Genomic DNA, 19,250 nt, shown 5'->3' on the forward strand with positions numbered 1-19,250 from the left:
ATTTGAGTATGCAGAAAGCGAAAACGTATGGGCTTCATCACCGCTCAGGTGACTTAGAAATTGTATGCCATTGATATTGTTTGCTAGTGCAACTTCATCACCGCTCAGGTGACTTAGAAACTGTATATTCAAAGTTTCCGTCAATGACGTTTCTTCATCACCGCTCAGGTGACTTAGAAATTATCAAGTAGATAAGTCTGCTCTTTAGGTACCTTCATCACCGCTCAGGTGACTTAGAAAAGCTGAAGATACCGCCCCACTAACCGCAGTCACTTCATCACCGCTCAGGTGACTTAGAAATGATACTTGAGCATTGCCCTTAGCATCGACATCTTCATCACCGCTCAGGTGACTTAGAAACAAGGGAATCATGTGGCGTTATCGTAAAAAAACTTCATCACCGCTCAGGTGACTTAGAAAATCGGTGCGATAAGTCTTAGTATCTCCATTAACTTCATCACCGCTCAGGTGACTTAGAAAACTTTCATCATTACAAAGTCAGTACCTTTAGTCTTCATCACCGCTCAGGTGACTTAGAAAAATATCTATAGCACCGAGATTAGAGAAGCTACCTTCATCACCGCTCAGGTGACTTAGAAATATCAATAGTGGCACTGGGTTGTTTTGAGCCGCTTCATCACCGCTCAGGTGACTTAGAAAAGAGTTTAAAGGGACAGATGGAGCTAATTATTCTTCATCACCGCTCAGGTGACTTAGAAATCTCAAAATCTGTAAATCTACTATTAAGCTCTCTTCATCACCGCTCAGGTGACTTAGAAATCTCTTAGTTTTTCTACTTTCTCAATCTGCTCCTTCATCACCGCTCAGGTGACTTAGAAATTACTACAACAGTGTGCGCCTGATATTGACCCCTTCATCACCGCTCAGGTGACTTAGAAATTATTCATTAATTCAGTGGCTATAACTTTGGTCTTCATCACCGCTCAGGTGACTTAGAAATTCGTGCATATTATCCTCTGGCTTATTAGACCCTTCATCACCGCTCAGGTGACTTAGAAACTGACCATCACTGACCATCTGATCGCAATATTCTTCATCACCGCTCAGGTGACTTAGAAAAATTCCTCAAAACTTTGCGGTATTTCTGTTGACTTCATCACCGCTCAGGTGACTTAGAAAATCAATGGAATCATGACAGCTTGAGCAAGCGACTTCATCACCGCTCAGGTGACTTAGAAACAAGCCCGAGAAAATGACGCTTGCTAAATATACTTCATCACCGCTCAGGTGACTTAGAAATTTGCAATCGGTTTTGGTCATTAGATCGCTTTCTTCATCACCGCTCAGGTGACTTAGAAAGTAAGCGTGCATGAGTTCCGTTATTGATATATCTTCATCACCGCTCAGGTGACTTAGAAAGCCACCAAGTTTCGTAGCGTCAAGCTCATACACTTCATCACCGCTCAGGTGACTTAGAAAAACCGACTACAGCGACGAGCTAGCAACTGAGACTTCATCACCGCTCAGGTGACTTAGAAAATATGATGCTAGCGATACATGGCATCGAAATCCTTCATCACCGCTCAGGTGACTTAGAAAGTAAGCACCAATCAGTCCATCAGGACTTGCACCTTCATCACCGCTCAGGTGACTTAGAAATATTTGGCAAAGGTATTATAAAGAGGTCTGTACTTCATCACCGCTCAGGTGACTTAGAAACTGTAAGCCATTAATATTATTTGCTAGTGCAACTTCATCACCGCTCAGGTGACTTAGAAAACTTGTAGTGTTTCAGCGCCAACACTCTCTTGCTTCATCACCGCTCAGGTGACTTAGAAAACAGACGATGCGGCTAAGGACGTTTGCGGTGGCTTCATCACCGCTCAGGTGACTTAGAAACTGCACTCAACGACATACTACTAGCCATGACACTTCATCACCGCTCAGGTGACTTAGAAAATTTCGTGAAAGTTGTCAGAGATAAAGCCGACCTTCATCACCGCTCAGGTGACTTAGAAAACTAACAGTCGATACACGACCGCCGTTGGCACCTTCATCACCGCTCAGGTGACTTAGAAAATATATTAAAGCTGTCAAACTGCTCGCCAACACTTCATCACCGCTCAGGTGACTTAGAAATTATCTCGAATTTCAGTAACAGAGTTGGTAGCCTTCATCACCGCTCAGGTGACTTAGAAAAATGCGCCACCACGCTTTACACTTCAATAACTCTTCATCACCGCTCAGGTGACTTAGAAAAGTGACCAGCAAAATAGATGCAAAATAATTGTCTTCATCACCGCTCAGGTGACTTAGAAAAACAGTCAAAGTGTCATAGTTGAGTCATAAAACTTCATCACCGCTCAGGTGACTTAGAAAAGCTGAAGATACCGCCCCACTAACCGCAGTTACTTCATCACCGCTCAGGTGACTTAGAAATAATAGATCGTTTTATGACATATATTATATAACTTCATCACCGCTCAGGTGACTTAGAAATTTTCAGCTGAATACTTGTGATGCTTGACTTACTTCATCACCGCTCAGGTGACTTAGAAAAATCACGCAGGGGCGGTGTTCCGTCGTGCTACCTTCATCACCGCTCAGGTGACTTAGAAATGATGATGTTCACCTTGAGCTTTTTGAATTGCCTTCATCACCGCTCAGGTGACTTAGAAAATAACCACATGCTTCTCACGGTCTGTTGCGTGCTTCATCACCGCTCAGGTGACTTAGAAATCACCAACTAGCTGATACCAGTTACCTAAACGCTTCATCACCGCTCAGGTGACTTAGAAAACCCTGACGGCTCTACAAACCCAAGTATGCCACTTCATCACCGCTCAGGTGACTTATGAGCAGCGTTAAAAAATTGTACTGCAATTTTAGTTGTGCAAGGAAAATCCTTTAAATAGAATTTTCAGAAGTTATAATTCCAAACGCAATTCGGAAAAATGGATCTCACCGCTCAGGTGACTTAGAAAGCTATAGGTGCTGAGTGAGAGACTGCCATTTACGGGTTTCATCACCTATAGGATGCTTAAAAATAGCGGGGTTTAAAGTAGTTGACAGATGTCATTGCCTAGAAATTCGATTATAGTAGATATCTATAACTATTATTTAAACAAGCTAAGGGGTTGAACCATGAAAGTACTAGGATTGTGTATTGCAGCAGGACTGGGCTTAAGCGCTTGTGCTATGACAGGTAATACAGACCAAAATAATAATGCCAATAGAGTCGTCACTCAATATCCTGTTGAAGCTGCCATACTAAACATCTACACCAAGCAACGCAGTGATAAGTTAATTGCCACGGTTGGGAATCAAAGTGTATCAGCAGAAATTCAAGTCACACCTAAAGGCAGTATGCGATTCAATAATAAAGCTGTACAAGGTGCCGAAGTAAACACTATCAATAAAGTGAATGATCGAATCACTGATCAGTCAGTCGCTATCAATTACTTTACCCTGAACCCACTCGTGTTTCATGGCTTTACAGATAGCACGGGTAAATACTCACTATCAAACCAGACAACTGTCATTCCTAAGATAGCTACAGTCGGTGACTCAAGTAAGTTGATTACTGAGAATATCTATACTAATAGTAGTATGCGTAACAAGATAGGTACTTATAACCAAGATTGGTCTCTTGCGCGAGATACTAATAACACCGCATGGTTCTGCATAGAAACATCAGGCAATCTATTGCTCAGCTCTGACCCTGCAGGTACGTCATCAGAATGCTACAAGATTAATGCCAAAGGCGATCTCTTAGCGAGCAAAGTGACACTTAATCAGCCTAGTAGTAATGGCAGCGCTAGAACAGTGACCTTAACCAGTCAGTAGTGATTCGCTTTATCATATGACTTATTGCATAACCTTAATCACATAACAACGATAGATAAAGTAGCGCCTAACATGGGCGCTATTTTTTATGGTTTAAACTGCTCATCTAAAACCTCACGACAACCACCGTCGCATAACTCACATTTGCCCTTGAATTGTTCAAGCGGCTGTCTCTACAATCAAAGTCATCTCATCTGAGCATCTAGTTACTCGTGCTTGGATATACCTTTTCCTTTATGACGAGTCTGCCATGTATGCGCTCATCGACTGCAACAGCTTTTATGCCAACTGTGAAAAGCTCTTTCGCCCTGATCTAAAGGACAAGCCTGTCGTCGTGCTGTCTAATAATGATGGCTGCGTCATAGCACGCTCACCTGAAGCAAAGCTGCTTGGTATTAAGATGGGCGTGCCGTACTTTCAAGTCAAAGACTTCTGCATCAAAAATAACATCACTGTCTTTAGCTCCAACTACGCTCTTTATGCGGACATGTCTCAGCGTGTCATGACCACGCTTGAAACGCTATGTCCAACCGTTGAAGTGTATTCTATTGATGAAGCCTTTTTATACTTAGCCGATTATCCCGTTGCCATGCAAGACCTCAATGCTTACGGGCATAAGCTTAAAGCCATTGTTGAGATGCATACTGGTATTCCAGTCGGTGTCGGTATTGGTAGCACCAAGACTATGGCAAAGCTTGCCAATCATGCGGCTAAGACGTATCCCGCCACCAAAGGCGTCTGTGTGTTAGAGAATATCAGATGGATACGCCGCATCATGCAGATAACCGATGTCGGCGAGCTGTGGGGTGTGGGTCGTCGGTACAAGGTTAGACTCAATGAGATGGGCATTCATACCGTCTACCAATTGGCCATCTGTGAGCCTGCTAAAATCAGACAGCACTTTGGCGTGGTACTCGAGCGCACCTGCTTAGAGCTCAACGGTCAGTCCTGTCTAGGCATTGAAAGCATAGCCCCGAAGAAACAAATCATCTCCTCACGGTCATTCTCTGAGCGCATCACTGACCAACAAGCTCTAAGCGAGTCGATCTGTAGCCATGTAGCAAAAGCCGCCAGTAAACTACGACAACAAGACAGCGTCTGTGCTTATATCACGGTCTTTGCTAAGAACAGCCCCTTTAGTAAAAATGAACCTTATGTTTCTATCTCTGGTAACTATCAGTTTATCACGCCAACGGCAGACACCAGAGTGATGGTCACCGCTGCCAGACAAGTTCTAAAGGTGATCTATAAAGAAGAGGTACGCTATGCTAAGGCAGGTGTGATGCTGCTCGGTATCTGTCAGCATGATGAGGTGCAGCTTGATTTGTTTGCAGAAAGCAAAGCAGCTGTCGAGGATAAAAAGAAAAATACAGAGGTCACTGCCATCATGGATGCACTGAATAAAAAGTACGGACAGAACAGTCATCAGCAAGCGGCAGTGTTTATCGCCAGTGAAGGTATCAAGGACAAGCAGTCATGGCAGATGAGCCGTGACATGCTTTCTCCTTGCTACACCACCAATATCAATCAGTTGCCTAAGGTGCATTAGATGACCGTCAAAATAATCGGTAAGCTCACCAATGAAGGTGAAACGGTATTGCTGTCATTATACAGCGATAAGGTCAAAGCGGGCTTTCCAAGCCCAGCCACTGACTATGTGCAAAACCGTATTGATTTAAACACGTTACTCATACGCCATCCGGCATCGATGTATCTGGTCGAGGTGGAAGGAGACAGTATGGTGGATATCGGTATCTACCCCAATGATATTCTTATCGTGGATCGCTCATTGACAGCCTGTCATAAGGACATTGTGATTGCACTGGTCGATGATGGCTTTACTGCCAAGCAATTGATACTGGGTGAGAGTATTATCTTACGTGCGCATAATGAGAATTATGCCGATATCGTGGTTAAGGGATCGCTTGAATTATTTGGGGTGGTGGCGAGTAGTATTAGGCGGTTTAAGCGCTGAGATATATAAGACCACTCTTTTAATGTCCTAAAATCACATATTAATCTGCATCCACGCCATCTAAGCTCTTGATCCTAACATCCAAGTAGTACGCTGCTTTCTCTAAATTCCCACCCCAAGCTATCATCCTAAGCTACTTTTCTAGTTATCTCATCTGCCCACACACCTACCCACTCAAGCTAAACTCTTAAAATACTTCAGATAGGATCACCATAGATTGTCTCTAAAAGTATAAATCATAGCAAGGCGTCATTAGCCGTCGCCTAATTTGATATTCTGTCTCAAAACCCCAAAACTTGACTTTCAATTGTTTGCTAGTCCTCGTAAAGTATTAGTGGAGGTCAGCACAAGGGTATATATAAAGAACAAGTCATCAACTCGATATCTTAGTAGGAAAAATATGAAATCACTATCGATCGCTAAGCTACAAACACTCAATGTGCTTGTATATCCAGAAATCATTAGTCTGTTTGATATTTATACCTGCCATATTAGACCACTTCTTAATAGTCAGGCTATCGAACTTGAGCAAAGTAATACTTGCTTAAAACTTACCTGCTTTATAAAAGAGGAGGAAAAATGGTTCTTGCTCAATAATTTTGAGCTTTTTCACCTGATCAAAAGCCCTGATGCTGATTTTAGTGTACTCAGACAAAAAGTAGCTGTGCAATACATCTCAAAGGATCAGTTTGATTTTGACATTAGTTTTTACGAGCTCATTGATCTCATCGCAAAATACAACAAAAAAATAGATATCACGCTCATTTACACGCAGCTAAACGAAGCCTTGGATCAAGAGATAAACCAAAAATTATTTGGCAAAAATATTTTTGCTATTACTACATTTTGTCGGCTTATAAATATAAGTGAGCAAACTTATTACAAGCGACCTTCTGAGGGTGTTTTATGACTGAGAATGCTGAGAATGCTGAGAATAATCATGAAGAGCGTGAATGGCTTAATGCGCAAGCATTAACAGACATCGTTAAGAAAATTGATAATGAGCAAAATTTTATATATCCAGAAGCAGTATCGACTGCCATATCTGAGATCACTTTAGCAGTACACAATAGCTATAGCCAGCCAGATGATAATCCCCAAAATCTACTAAGATTAATATTACAGGTATTACAAAGAAGGCCAGTTCCTCGGCTTTCTATGACTATTAGTAGATCAGAATTAGCAAAAAAACCACTCATCATGCAATTGCTTATTCTCATGCAACATTCTATCAATGAACATCAGCATGACTACCTACAGAAACGGTTAATTTGGCTAGCCATAGCAATGCACACCAGTGTGATGCTGACGCAGCACTGGCCAAAACAGCAAACCAAAAATATACTGATGCAATTTAAACAGGCGCAGTTTTCAAGATCTTCTAGACGAACATGGATTTGGCGTGAACTACCTGATTTACCTCAAATGATCATGAGTGTGGAAAGTATATGCGCCATTTTCACTGATCTATTAGAGCAGCAAAAAAGTGCATATGAATTGTTAAATGATAAGCAAGCTACTCATGCCGAAGAAAAGAAAGTGGCAAAAGATAAACTGAGCCAAATAGAGAAAATAACGACCGCCTATCAAAATGCGCATACGTTACGCAAGCCTAGACTTAAGTATAAGAAGCCGCCTAAACATATTAAAATTATAGCCATCAACTTAGCAGATAACACATCGAAATTGCCCTTAGACTCTACTGCAACGAGTCACAACTGGAATACCACGCCTAGCAATGATACATGGAGTAACACACGTGATGATATAGAACACAGCGCTATCGCCATAGATCTTGCATTTTTAGACGCTAATACTGAAAGCCATGAAGGGTTAACCACCAGCTTTGAAGAGCGTATTGATCACCATGAGGCACCCTATGTCAGCTATGGCGAATATCCAAACCCGTTAATCAAACACTCTATACCGCTCCAAACTATAGATTTATCGCTACAGCAAAACTATATGTCTCAGCGCAATCTCGCGCTTAACTCTAACACGCGCTTACTCTCTCTTGCCGGCTACCAAGCGTTATTTGCTGCGCTCAACCAAGATGCAAGCACCTTACCAGAAACAGAGACTGATAAAACCTGTGCTGGTATTTTATTGTTATCTATGATTACTGGGTTGCCAGTTAAATCCTTACTAACACCCGGCTATATCGGTCATCCTAATATTTTCAAAATTAAAGGTAAAAAGTATTACATCGAACACAGCTTAGGTATTACCGAAAAGTCCACAAGCCAAACATTGCTCGAAAATGATTATGAAAATACTTCTGATACCATCAAAGTTCCACTACCGTTGTGGCTGATAGATGATTTACTTGCTTGCGAGTTGCCATTAAAAGAAGATTTTACGGCTTATCTTGCCACCTTACGTAGCAGCCTTGGATTGCCGTACCTGTCCGTCAATCGTATAGAGACCGCACTACATGTCGTGCTCTCTCGTTATACACCTAATTGTCATGCACATATCGCCGATATCATCTGTCGCACGCCTGCGTCCCATGCTCCTGCAATGTACTATAGTAGCCACACCAGCGAAGCACTTATGACACACTATAAATCAGCACTGGGCATATTTAATAGCAACAGTGATTTTGACTTAACTTATATCACCCCTTGGCATAAATATACCGTAGGCTCAGCGTTTGCGCTAACGATTGAAACCGTTTGCGACATCGTAAATGAGATGAAGTACTGGACTGATCAAAGTTCAAACGATGAGGAGCACTTTAATAGAACCAGTATTTTTGTATGGTTTGTCTTTTGCCTTTTAACCGGCGTGCGACCAAACAACGGTCTTGGCAGGATGTACGATATTGATCTTGATATGGGTTGGCTGCTCATCAATGACAAGCCAGTTAAGAAGGTCAAAAGTGACCGTCTCATTCCGCTATGCCCCACACTTATACGCCATCTAACAGACTATAGAGCATATTTAGTCAACTATCAGGCAAAGCACCAAGGTCATCATGATATCAGCGCTATCATTGATAATATACGTTTAGGTAATGATGAAGCACTATTAAAGCTGTTGTCTGAGCGAGCTCCTACTGCTAACTCTCCTACTCTTAAAGATATTAAGCGTGGCGATGCTTATCATATGACCAAGCATATCATTGACGCCAATCCCTATTGGACACGCCACTTTGTTCGTACGCAGCTTGAAAAACTTGGCGTTTCCTTATCACTGATTAACACGGTTATTGGTCATGAAAAAGCTCGTCAAGAAGTATTGGGGCGCTTCTCATCAAGTAGTAAAGCAGATATTAAGCGTGTAGCGTCCGTGTTTGAACAGATCGCAGCACAGCTTGGGTTATCAGATATCACAATCAATCATTACCCTAATTCAAATCATGTCGGCACAAGCACTGCAGAGGTTGATCATGCTAATAAATGAAATAAAGCTGCCAAAAATTATTGATGACTTAGCAAAGTTTGATGGTAGAAAAAAGCGCTACGTGCCTTACCCATCTATACTCAAAAACAGTGACACGGCAAGGACACGTGAGATAAAGCTACTCGCCGACTTACAAACCGAATGGGAGTCATTGAAAAGGATTCATCCTGGAAGTATCGGATTCATACAGTCTTTCAATAAATACTACCAACAAGCGCTTTGGCCCAATGAGCGCATCTTTTCATTTTCGCCAAGCTCTAGCGACTATTTTGATTTATCATGGCTATCTTGGAGTCAATCTTTAAGCCAGTTTCAGATAGAGCTTTATAGACAATTGGAACCATTGTCTCAAGAAGGATTTGATGAGTTTCAGTCAATCATTGAAAACAAAATTGCAAAAGCTTACGAGTCATCTAGAACACTCAAACATGTCTGGCAAGTCGTCGTTAAGTTCGTTGACTATCAAAATAAGTACCATATGCTTGCTGAGCATCACTATCCTAAGATAATCGCGCCACAGCCTACTAAAATTAATCCACTAATTACAAATACAGCTTGGTTAAAAGACGGTAAGGCGCTGGTCAAAATTATTCGCGCAGTAGAGCATAATTGGGAGCAAACAGTCGATTATAGCCAAGATCAGATTATAGGTTGGCTGATATTCTCAGGAATTGTATATGGTGGCATCAACGAGGTACAAATGCTTCAAGGATGGCTTACCTCATTGCTCGCCAAAGAGTATCAGCCATTTATCAAAGACAGGATAATGGTCTCGCCGCGCTTTGTGCAGAAGCGCTTTGGTAACGAGCGAGAAGAAGAAAGTGACCAGCTTTATAACACCAAGCAAATCGTTGTAGATGTGGTCAGTCAGTGTTGGCTGATGCGTTATCATAAAAAAAGCAGTCAAGCAGAGATCAAACCTATCATTGCCAAGCTGTCAGAAGATAAGATAAAACAATACTTGACTGTGGCTTTGTCTGACGTGATCAATCCTTTAGGTATTAAGCCACTTCCCTTTTCAAGGTTTTTATATTACGCCAGTTATTACTGGGAGGAGCTGAAGGGCACTAATATTGATCATGCTTCAGTTGGGGTGCTGCGAGGTATGCATAATACTGCTGGACTGAGTACACAGGACTTTGGTCGGTTTTTGAACCAAAAATATCAGTATAAAGAGGAGCCGTATGATCTAGAACATATTTTGACGCTGTCTATCAGCAAAAACTCTGTTAATCAAAACGAGACATCTAGTAGTAGTTCTACCAAAAAGATAGAGGTTAGAAAGTCTGATTTAATTATGAATCTGACTAAAGACTTCAAAATGGATAAAAAACAGAAGAAGAAAAAACTCGGCCAAACGACGTACACTCTTATCGAAAGAGTACAAAAACGCTATGGGCAATACGATGACTTAAGTGAAAAAATTTTATTAGATTGGGTACTAAGTTTACTCAATCGAAAGGAGTCAAAATCACTTAGTAATGAGTCTATTTTGAAATATATTAGAACCATAGGCTATGAATGGTTATATTTCACAACGGCTCAGCCGCTTGATATTTGGTCAGAGGAAGAGTTTGAGGAACTTTATGAAGATATTTTAGAGTACAAAGCTGTCGTACGGAACAATACTGACATTGGATACTCTGCCAATTTATTAAAGAGTATGCACAACTTTGCTAAGAGCAAATACAATCTACCCTCCGTGAACTTTCAACACTCCAAAAACGGTCGGCGTGTACGTGCAGAGCTGATATCACCGCAAGCGTACAAAGCCATAATTACGCAGATACTGGGTTCTGTAGATATATTGGAGCGGGAGATGTTCGCGCTTTTATTTATCTTAGTCTATCGTACTGGCATGCGCAAAAAAGAGCTGTTGGGACTTAAGTATAGTGATATCGAAGGTTTAAAGGCAGCTACACCCTCAGTGGTAATCAGGCCCAATAGCTACCGTCCCACCAAGACTCAAAGTAGTATCCGCCGCATTGCCTTATTTGCCCTTCTCAAGCCTGATGAGCTGAACTTTTTTATTAACTTTGTGCAAAGTAATATTGGCAGCCATTCAAACAAATTTATCTTTACCTTATCATCGGATCAGCGTCCTATTGATGACCATGTTCCTTTACAGTTACTCAAACGAGTCTTAAAAGACATGTCGGTAGATCATAATGTGGCAGAGCATACCTTTCATGGGTTTAGACACACGGCTGTGAGCAATCTATCTTTAGCGCTATTAGGTCATCCAGATCTCGTAGAAGCCCTCACCGATTATGACGAAAACGACATACTGCGTATAAAAAAAGGCCTACTCGGGGAGCATATCGATGCACAAGATCGCTGGTACGCTCTATCAGGTGTTATGGGGCACTTGTCGCCTGAGCGTAGCTTTGAGTATTACAACCATTTTGCTACTTTGATGGCGACCTATGCGTTAAGTATTGCTGACATCAAACTACCCGAGCAAACGCTGTGTAACATTACCGAATTTCCTCTTAGAAGGATTAAGGATAATGCTGACATTACTGCTAATGGCATGGTCAGCATACCTAGCATGCGTAAACTTTTGTTTAAAAGTATTATAGAAGGCAAACGCAAGTCACCTCAATTTACGATCGAAAACTGTGATAAACAGTTTCTCTTGAGTACCAATACCCCAACCACTGATGAATTGTTTGGTCGTTATGGTCTAAACCGAGTACAGCTGCTACTACAGACCTATGATAAAGAGGTACTGTTGAGTAAAGCAGCCCAGTTGGCAAATATTTCTATGCACGATGCAAACATTTTAATAAAACGTGCCAGCGAGGTTGCCGACATCGCTACCAAACGCGGCAAATCTCGCTTTGTTAAGCTATCAGATTCAAAGAATTCCGTACTGAGTCCACTGAACATTCAATATCAAAGTGACTTAAGATTGCTATCGCTTTTGTTAAGTAATGCCTACCGTCTACGAGAAAAGTCAGGGACTGATTGGACTTGGTTTATTGAGATATGTCGTGAAAAACTGTCTGTTAGCAGAGCATACCTACCATTTAGAAAAGAAGATAAAAAAGAATTGCAGCGGTTCATTGGGATTGCTGAGAAATTGCTGCCTTTGAAACGTTGGCTGGTGAGTAGCAACAAAAATCTATTGATGGAAACTATGTCATCTACTGACTATCAAGACATTAAGCAGCAATCTAATGACTCGAAAAATGCTCTCCATATCGGTATTGCTAGTCAAGACCATAGGGAACGGACTAACAAGTGGCAATACTCACCACTACTACGGTTTTTTGTGCATATGATGCTGATTACAGATGAAACATTATCTATTGCGAATTAAGCTTCTTGTACTAGCGTCCTTTGTCATAATGACTTATAGATTTGCCTGATGGCGATACCACAAAAAATATTATTTTTATTAGGGGCTGTATAGAATTCAAATCAGGGGCAACCAGATAAAGACACAAGCGAGCATTACCGCCGCTGCATAGCTATCTTTGAGCTTATCATATCGCGTGGCAATGCCCCTAAAATGTTTCAATCTAGCAAAAGCGTTTTCTACCAAATGACGGCAACGATACAAATACCAATCTAGTGTGTCGTTGCGGCTTTTAGAGTTCGACTTAACAGGTATGACTGACTGAGCACAGTGCTTGAAGATACACTCTCTAATATCGCTACTATCGTAGCCCCTGTCTGCAATCACCGCTTTAGTCTGGTTGTTAATCGTGCTACATATCAACGCCTTTTCCATCTTAGAGTCATGTACTTGCCCACCTGACAGCTCAACATGTATAGGGTTGCCACAAGCATCGACCACTAAGTGCAGTTTGCTGACCCCTGCCGTCAATCCCGTATATATAAACTTGGGAGATTTTGATTACGCAGCCTGACGATAATAATCAAACCACACCTGTCTTGGCGATTTATAGCCTAAACCCTTTTGAATCCTAGTCTGATTATAATATAACTCAATATTGATCTATGCCGTCAAATCCGTACAAACACACTTGGGAGATTTTAGCTACACCGCCTAATATAACAATAAAAAAACGCTACCCGATAATTAATCAGATAACGCTTTGCTTATTGCTTATCTAGAATATATTGAACGCTAACGCTCACCTAGTCCTTCAGAGAAAGTCTTAGTAATGGGCTTAGTTAAGTATGATAGTACCGAGCGCTGCTGTGCCTTAATATCGACGGAAGCTGTCATCCCAGGCTTAATGACAATCTCATCACTGCGCCCAGAAAATTCAGCACCAGTAATTTTTATCTGTACACGATAATAGGGCTCTTCCCCTTTCGGAGTTTGCTCCATTAATGTGTCTGGACTAATATAGATCACAGTACCATTCATAGCACCAAAGATAGAATAATCATAAGCATCAAGCTTTACAGTGGCATCCTGCTGCTCTTTGACATAAGCAATGTCTACGGGCTTTATTTTAGCCTCGACGATCAAATCACTACTGGTTGGCAATATTTTCATGATGATTTCGCCAGGCTTAACCACGCCGCCGATAGTAGTCACTAGGATATTGTTTACTTTACCGTCTGTTGGCGCAAATAGATTTTTTTCTTCTAATACTTGTGAGTGATCGCGTAATTGTTCAAGTTCAGTATCTAAATCTTCTTGCGCTTTGGTCATCTCTGACTGTGCTTCTTCAAAATACTTATTACGCTTGTTAGTAATTTGAGCTTGAATTTCAGCAACTTGCCGACGCAACTTGATGATATCAGCCTGACTCACATCACCATACGATAATAACGGCTCATTCATACTCAGCTCTTGCTGGGCTAATACCATCATCTTTTGTAGTGAGCTGACATCTTGGTCAATTGCTTGCTTACGACGATTATAGAGTTGGGTTTGATTTTCTATATATTCACTATAGTTTTTGATGCCTTCTGGAAACACCAATGGTCGCTCAAATATCTCCGCCTCTAGGCGTGCAATCTTAGCTTTGAGTGCTGCTATTTTGGAGCCTGAGTTGGCGACCGCTGCTTGCGCACGTTCTTCCTCTAAAGTAACTATTAACTGTCCTTTAGTGACATCCTCGCCTTCTTTGACCAATATCTCGGTCAAGACGCCACCCTCTACGGCTTGTATATCTTGTGTACGAGCGCTAGCAATGATAGTTCCCGTCGCTCGCGTGACTTGATCAATTTGGGCAAAATAAGCCCAGACAACGAGTGCAATTATTCCGACCAATGAGCCCCAAATGATAATGCGCGTGCGCCCCACTTTAGGATCATGAAACTTATGTTTATAATTATCCATTATCCTGCCCTGAATTATCACGTTTATCGTCGTTTTTTGGTGAGATACTCGAAGTCTTATTACTAATTGCTGTCACTCTAGGCGAGCTTACTTTAATTGATGGTTTGCTAGCTTTTTTCTGATCATCATTGCCTTTTAATTGCTCAAGAACTTGTGCCTTCGGACCATCCATTACGATTTTTTGATTGTCCATAATAATGATGCGATCGACCAGTTGTAGGAGTGGCATTTTATGAGTGGACACAATAAGCGTTTGCCCTTGTCCAAACTCTTTTTTGAGTACGTCAATACATTGTAGTTCTTGCCGATTATCCATAGAAGCGGTCGGCTCATCCATCAATAATATGGAAGGTTTTGTCAGCAGCAACCGAGTAAATGCTACCAGTTGTTTTTGACCCCCTGATAATCCTTTACCTCCCTCACTAATTGGCAAATCCAAACCACTAGAATGACTGGCTACCAATTTAATCAGTCCCGTCTTAACGAGGGCGTCGCGCATTACATCATCACTGGGCGCTGGTAGACCAATCAATAAGTTTTCTCGCAGTGTGCCTTCGAACAAACGATGGTCTTGTTGCAGATAGCCGACTTGCTCACTCATAGATTCACGACTAATCTGCTGAATATCTAATCCATCTAATAATATCCGGCCTTGGGTAGGAGCATACAGCCCTGACAGTACTTTTAATAAAGTCGATTTACCTGAGCCAATAGGGCCCAATACTGCAATACGCTCACCTGCTGTTATATTCAGACTACTAATTGCCAATGCGGGTTGATCATTATTTTGGTAATTAAAAATAACTTTGTCTACATTAAAATTACCAGCGATTTTGCTAGGCGACAAGGGATGACTGACACCATGATTGTCTTGTTCTAATGAGAATAGTTTTTCGATATTTAGCTTGGCAGCTTTGGCATGTGAATGTTGTACTAACAGGTTAGGAATACCCATTATTGGCGCTAAGATACGACCACCTAGGATTGAGCATGCAATAAGTCCACCCATTGTCATATCACCTGACATCACTACAAACGAGCCAATAATTACGATGCCGACATAGCTGGTCTGCTGAATCATTTGCGACAGATAGCTCAAATTGTCATTGGCATGTTTCATATCAAGATCATTCTTAGTGGTGATGCTCATCACATCGAGCCAACGTGATAAGAACTTCCAATTCCCTGATCCTGCTTTGATAGTCTCAACACCTTCCACAGTCTCCACAAGGATACCTGTTTTGCGATAAGACGCTGCTGCTCCAATTGCCGCAATACTGTCGATTTTTCTACGTGCGCCGAACCCAAGTATGATGGCTATAACGGCGGCCACAATAGGTACCAAAGCCACTAAAGGATTACCAATGATGACAATCAGGGTTACAAATATAATAGCCATTGGAATGTCAACAAGACCGAATAGCGTACTTGCAGTATAAAAACCGCGAACTTGCTCATAACCACGTAGCTGCGCTGCCATTGAACCCACCGACCCTGGCATTTGATCAATCCGAACACTCAGCAGCCGCTGAAATACTTCTCGAGACAAGTACTGATCAAGGTTAACCACTACTTTATCCATAATCTTTGAGCGCGCAAACTTCATAAAGGTCTCAAACAAGATGACGAGACCAACACCACTTGCCAGAATGATTAAAGTGTATTCACTGCGTGTTGGGATGACTCTGTCATAAACTTGCATCGAAAATAGCGATACTGCTAACGCTAGCATATTAATCAAAAATGATGCGACTACTGCCTCAATAACAATACCACGATAGTTTTTTAGATCTTTTTTTAATAGTTGGTCAAAAGACAGCTGTTTACGCTTGCTCGGCTCGCTTTCTAAGCGGATACGCAGTAATTGTGTAAACGCATCACTTGGATGAACACTGATTTTCTCAGACTGACTAAACTGCCACAATCCCTGTGGATTTTGTTGCTCAATAACGCCCCATCCTTGCGTAGGATGCAAAGCCAACAATGGCAAAAATGCGGCATCGGGTATTGGTAAAGATTCTGGCAACTGATCAATGCCCAACTGTTCCAGCACCCTAACAATACTCGCCAGCGTCACAAGCTCTGTCTGCTGATGCAGCACCCCATGCAAGCGCACACTATCAATAGGATAGCCTTGCTGAGTCAGCAAAGTGTGTAACGCTGCCGCCAATTGCGCCGCTTGCTCATTTATTTGCTCATCAGGGGCAGGCGTCGATAACTGCGAAGTAGGATTTGCCATCAGCTCGCTGTCAGATGTAGCGTCATTCGAAGCTGGAACTGGTGTACTCATGATAAATATATCCTACAAATTTATGGATAGTTAGGGTCATTAAGTGGATAAGTGACGAGACCTGTATCATCTTTGTTGTCACTACTCGCCTCTTTCATCACGATCGGCTGAATGATGACCTGATCAGACTGCTGTCTGGCAGCATCTTGACGGGTCAGCCATTTTTTTACCGGGTCTAGCGGACTAAATAATGGCTCAGGCTGACGGCTTTGATCATATTGCTGCCACGACATCAGGCCAAAATCCACTTGCAGCTTATAAAAAGCACCGATGATAGCCGCGCGGGTCTCGACCAGTTGTGCTTGATATTGTGAATGCTCACGCACTGCGTTCAGTACCTCAAGCCAAGATTTACGCCCTGCAATGAACTGGCGGCGATAAGAGCTCACCACAATCTGTGCGCCTGCGACTGCTGCGATCAAAGAGCGCTCTTGATCCTTAGCACTAGCAAACTGCTGATATTGGGTTTGGATAGTCTCAAGCACTTGTCGTCTTGACGCTTCTTTTGACTGTGAAAGGCTGTTTACTCGTGAGGCTGATGCCCGGGCTAGTGCCAAATTAGATAGGCCTGCTCCTGGATCATAGCTTAAGCCTACCGAAAACTCACCTTCACTATTATTCTGATTGTTGTTTCTATTTTCATCATGATAATAGTCGTATTCGTACTGTGCATAAAAAGTCGGATAACGCGCCGCCTGCAATGACTTAACTTCTTGCTTAGCCGCTTCAACTTGATAATGCCCTTTTACCACGGTAGGATTATAAAAGCTGGCCTGATCAAAAGCCATTTGTTCAAAGGTTTGTGAGTAACTTTTGGCGCGGCTCACCAGATCACTAAGATTCGGGGCCGGCAAATCAGCTGCAGACAGTCTGCGCCCAGTGATTTGCTCTAAACGTGCCAGTGCAATACGCTGCTGCTCTACGGCCGCTTGATAGGCGTTTTGCTCTTGCAAAATACGATTGGTCACCAAGTCCATCTCGATACGAGCCGATACGCCTTGATTGACGCGGCGCTGCATCATCGCCTCGAACTCTGTTAACAGTTGCAAATTGTCATAATAGACTTGCTGCTTGGCAACAGCAGTCATATAGCTTTGCCATGCCTCTATGGTGGTTTTGGCCACTTGGTTTTGTTGCTCATAGACATATTCTGTCGCGGCTTTGTCATCAAAGACAGCTTGATTGACGTTGGCGGTCAGTTTGCCACCCGTCCATAAAGACTGGCGCAGCCGCAGCTGAGAGACCATGCCATCGTCGCGATCATAGCCTGATGACAAGGTAGGAGCAGGTAGCATATTTAGCTTGGCGGCACGAATACTCTCAGTCGTGGCTCGTTGTTCTGCACGCGCCGCGCCGACCAGCGGATGGCTCTGGATGGCTTGACTGATCAAGGTGTTGACATGCATATCAGCATTGGCAAATGCCGCACTTGATAGCGTCATCAGTAACATACCTATTGCGGTTGTCGATACCAAAGGTGATAAGCTATGACGTAGTTTTTTATGATAAAGCACCTTTTAAACATTGGCTTTTTGATCATTGCTTGGGATTGATCGGGATAAAAATAAAAGTGCAACATGATATTATGGCTTCTTTGCTGCTATTGTTTTTTAGATAATAACAAAGTTCATCGTGATGATTATCAATGCTTAAAGACGTATTGAAGCGTTTATTAAAAAGTTTTGAGCCCTCAGCGTCAACATATGGATTACCCTATGCCTCACCCTTCAGCGCCTACGCCAACGAGCAAACCAAAAGATCAGCCAATCCTAACCATCGTATTGGCTCTATTACTGCATGTTTTGCTGGCAATCGTTGTCTATTTTACCGTATTCGACCACAAAAAAACGTCTGAATCGCAAGCCTTAATAAATAAAAACCAGCCTATTACCAGCAAACCTATGATAGCAGAAGACACTAAAATCACAATTGATCAAATAGCGGTTGATCAGGTCACAGTTGATGATACAGAGGTTTTTACCGCTAAAGTGAGCGCAAATACAGAACCTACCGCATCAGCAGCCCCCGTATCGAACAACAATACTGCGACCCAAAACCATAAACCGCAAGAGCATACACCACCCCAAAAGCCCCCTTCGTCACAAGAGCCGTCTGTTATAGAGACAAGCCGCAGGGCCTCTTTGAGCAAGGATAGCGATGACAATGATGATCTTTCAGTGACGACTATCAATAACAGAGCTGTCAATGGTGAGCAACAAAATCTGTCTGGATATCGACTGCAGCAAACCCAAGAAACTCAGCAGCTAAATGCAGATATTGACAAAGACAGCGAACAACTCTCCAAGCTGATTAGTGAGGTCAAGCAACGCAATCAACAGCAAATCGATGCGCAACATGCCAACCAGCCTATAGAGCCGCCTATACTTGCCAGCCCCGCTGATGAGATGATGACGCCCGACTATCCCATCACACCTATCACCTCACTAGATGAATCAGCGAACAACTAGATAGGTAACAAAAAAGCCATCACAAGTATACAAGTA

10 protein-coding genes, 1 pseudogene and 1 CRISPR repeat array are annotated in these 19,250 nt (G+C 42.3%); of the genes and pseudogenes, 7 read left to right on the top strand and 4 right to left on the bottom strand.

The genetic code is table 11. The features are described 5' to 3' along the window. Positions 1-32 precede the first annotated feature (32 nt). A CRISPR array of direct repeats spans positions 33-2,820; the repeat unit is 28 nt; unit sequence CTTCATCACCGCTCAGGTGACTTAGAAA. Positions 2,821-3,105: 285 nt separating this feature from the next. The 6 genes from CXF62_RS06520 to CXF62_RS06545 all read left to right on the top strand — a co-directional run bounded on the left by CXF62_RS06520 (position 3,106) and on the right by CXF62_RS06545 (position 12,512). After that, entirely contained in the window at positions 3,106-3,807 is a 702-nt protein-coding gene (locus CXF62_RS06520; protein ID WP_102093432.1) for a hypothetical protein, read from the top strand. A gap of 250 nt (positions 3,808-4,057) precedes the next feature. Next, entirely contained in the window at positions 4,058-5,356 is a 1,299-nt protein-coding gene (umuC, locus tag CXF62_RS06525) for a translesion error-prone DNA polymerase V subunit UmuC (protein ID WP_102093433.1), read from the top strand. Next, positions 5,357-5,782, top strand: coding sequence for a translesion error-prone DNA polymerase V autoproteolytic subunit (gene umuD / locus CXF62_RS06530; RefSeq protein ID WP_102093435.1), 426 nt, complete (start codon positions 5,357-5,359; stop codon positions 5,780-5,782). 400 nt (positions 5,783-6,182) lie between these two features. After that, positions 6,183-6,692, top strand: a complete 510-nt coding sequence (locus tag CXF62_RS06535; protein ID WP_102093436.1) for a hypothetical protein — start codon at positions 6,183-6,185, stop codon at positions 6,690-6,692. Beyond that, positions 6,689-9,187, top strand: coding sequence for a site-specific integrase (locus tag CXF62_RS06540; RefSeq protein WP_102093438.1), 2,499 nt, complete (start codon positions 6,689-6,691; stop codon positions 9,185-9,187). Before CXF62_RS06535 ends, CXF62_RS06540 begins: the two co-directional genes overlap by 4 nt. Continuing rightward, positions 9,174-12,512, top strand: a complete 3,339-nt coding sequence (locus CXF62_RS06545) for a tyrosine-type recombinase/integrase (RefSeq protein WP_185156606.1) — start codon at positions 9,174-9,176, stop codon at positions 12,510-12,512. Before CXF62_RS06540 ends, CXF62_RS06545 begins: the two co-directional genes overlap by 14 nt. Before the next feature lie 96 nt (positions 12,513-12,608). On the opposite strand, the pseudogene CXF62_RS06550 reads toward CXF62_RS06545, so the two are convergent. From CXF62_RS06550 to CXF62_RS06565, 4 genes and pseudogenes are all read right to left on the bottom strand, one after another. Continuing rightward, positions 12,609-13,007, bottom strand: a pseudogene (locus CXF62_RS06550) (IS5 family transposase); the annotation flags it as partial. A 279-nt stretch (positions 13,008-13,286) separates the two neighbouring features. Then, a complete protein-coding gene (locus CXF62_RS06555; RefSeq protein WP_102093440.1) occupies positions 13,287-14,456 on the bottom strand; it encodes a beta-barrel domain-containing protein in 1,170 nt (389 codons plus the stop codon). Then, complete coding sequence (locus CXF62_RS06560; protein WP_102093441.1) at positions 14,449-16,746, bottom strand: type I secretion system permease/ATPase; 2,298 nt, start codon at positions 16,744-16,746, stop codon at positions 14,449-14,451. Before CXF62_RS06560 ends, CXF62_RS06555 begins: the two co-directional genes overlap by 8 nt. A gap of 20 nt (positions 16,747-16,766) precedes the next feature. Continuing rightward, positions 16,767-18,188, bottom strand: coding sequence for a TolC family protein (locus tag CXF62_RS06565; protein ID WP_102093444.1), 1,422 nt, complete (start codon positions 18,186-18,188; stop codon positions 16,767-16,769). A gap of 273 nt (positions 18,189-18,461) precedes the next feature. On the opposite strand from CXF62_RS06565, the gene CXF62_RS06570 reads away from it, so the two are divergent. Continuing rightward, on the top strand, positions 18,462-19,214 hold the full coding sequence (locus CXF62_RS06570; protein ID WP_102093443.1) for a hypothetical protein: 753 nt from the start codon (positions 18,462-18,464) through the stop codon (positions 19,212-19,214). Positions 19,215-19,250: the final 36 nt, after the last annotated feature.

The sequence above is a fragment of the Psychrobacter sp. MES7-P7E genome (assembly GCF_002863645.1).
In the GTDB taxonomy this organism is placed as follows: domain Bacteria; phylum Pseudomonadota; class Gammaproteobacteria; order Pseudomonadales; family Moraxellaceae; genus Psychrobacter.

Bases quoted from the DNA above. Each gene is read 5' to 3' on its own strand.
- CXF62_RS06520 (WP_102093432.1), top strand. From the start codon at position 3,106: ATGAAAGTACTAGGATTGTGTATTGCAGCAGGACTGGGCTTAAGCGCT.
- CXF62_RS06570 (WP_102093443.1), top strand. From the start codon at position 18,462: ATGCCTCACCCTTCAGCGCCTACGCCAACGAGCAAACCAAAAGATCAG.
- CXF62_RS06565 (WP_102093444.1), bottom strand. From the start codon at position 18,188: ATGACGCTATCAAGTGCGGCATTTGCCAATGCTGATATGCATGTCAAC.
- CXF62_RS06535 (WP_102093436.1), top strand. From the start codon at position 6,183: ATGAAATCACTATCGATCGCTAAGCTACAAACACTCAATGTGCTTGTA.
- CXF62_RS06555 (WP_102093440.1), bottom strand. From the start codon at position 14,456: ATGGATAATTATAAACATAAGTTTCATGATCCTAAAGTGGGGCGCACG.
- umuD (WP_102093435.1), top strand. From the start codon at position 5,357: ATGACCGTCAAAATAATCGGTAAGCTCACCAATGAAGGTGAAACGGTA.
- umuC (WP_102093433.1), top strand. From the start codon at position 4,058: ATGTATGCGCTCATCGACTGCAACAGCTTTTATGCCAACTGTGAAAAG.
- CXF62_RS06540 (WP_102093438.1), top strand. From the start codon at position 6,689: ATGACTGAGAATGCTGAGAATGCTGAGAATAATCATGAAGAGCGTGAA.
- CXF62_RS06545 (WP_185156606.1), top strand. From the start codon at position 9,174: ATGCTAATAAATGAAATAAAGCTGCCAAAAATTATTGATGACTTAGCA.
- CXF62_RS06560 (WP_102093441.1), bottom strand. From the start codon at position 16,746: ATGAGTACACCAGTTCCAGCTTCGAATGACGCTACATCTGACAGCGAG.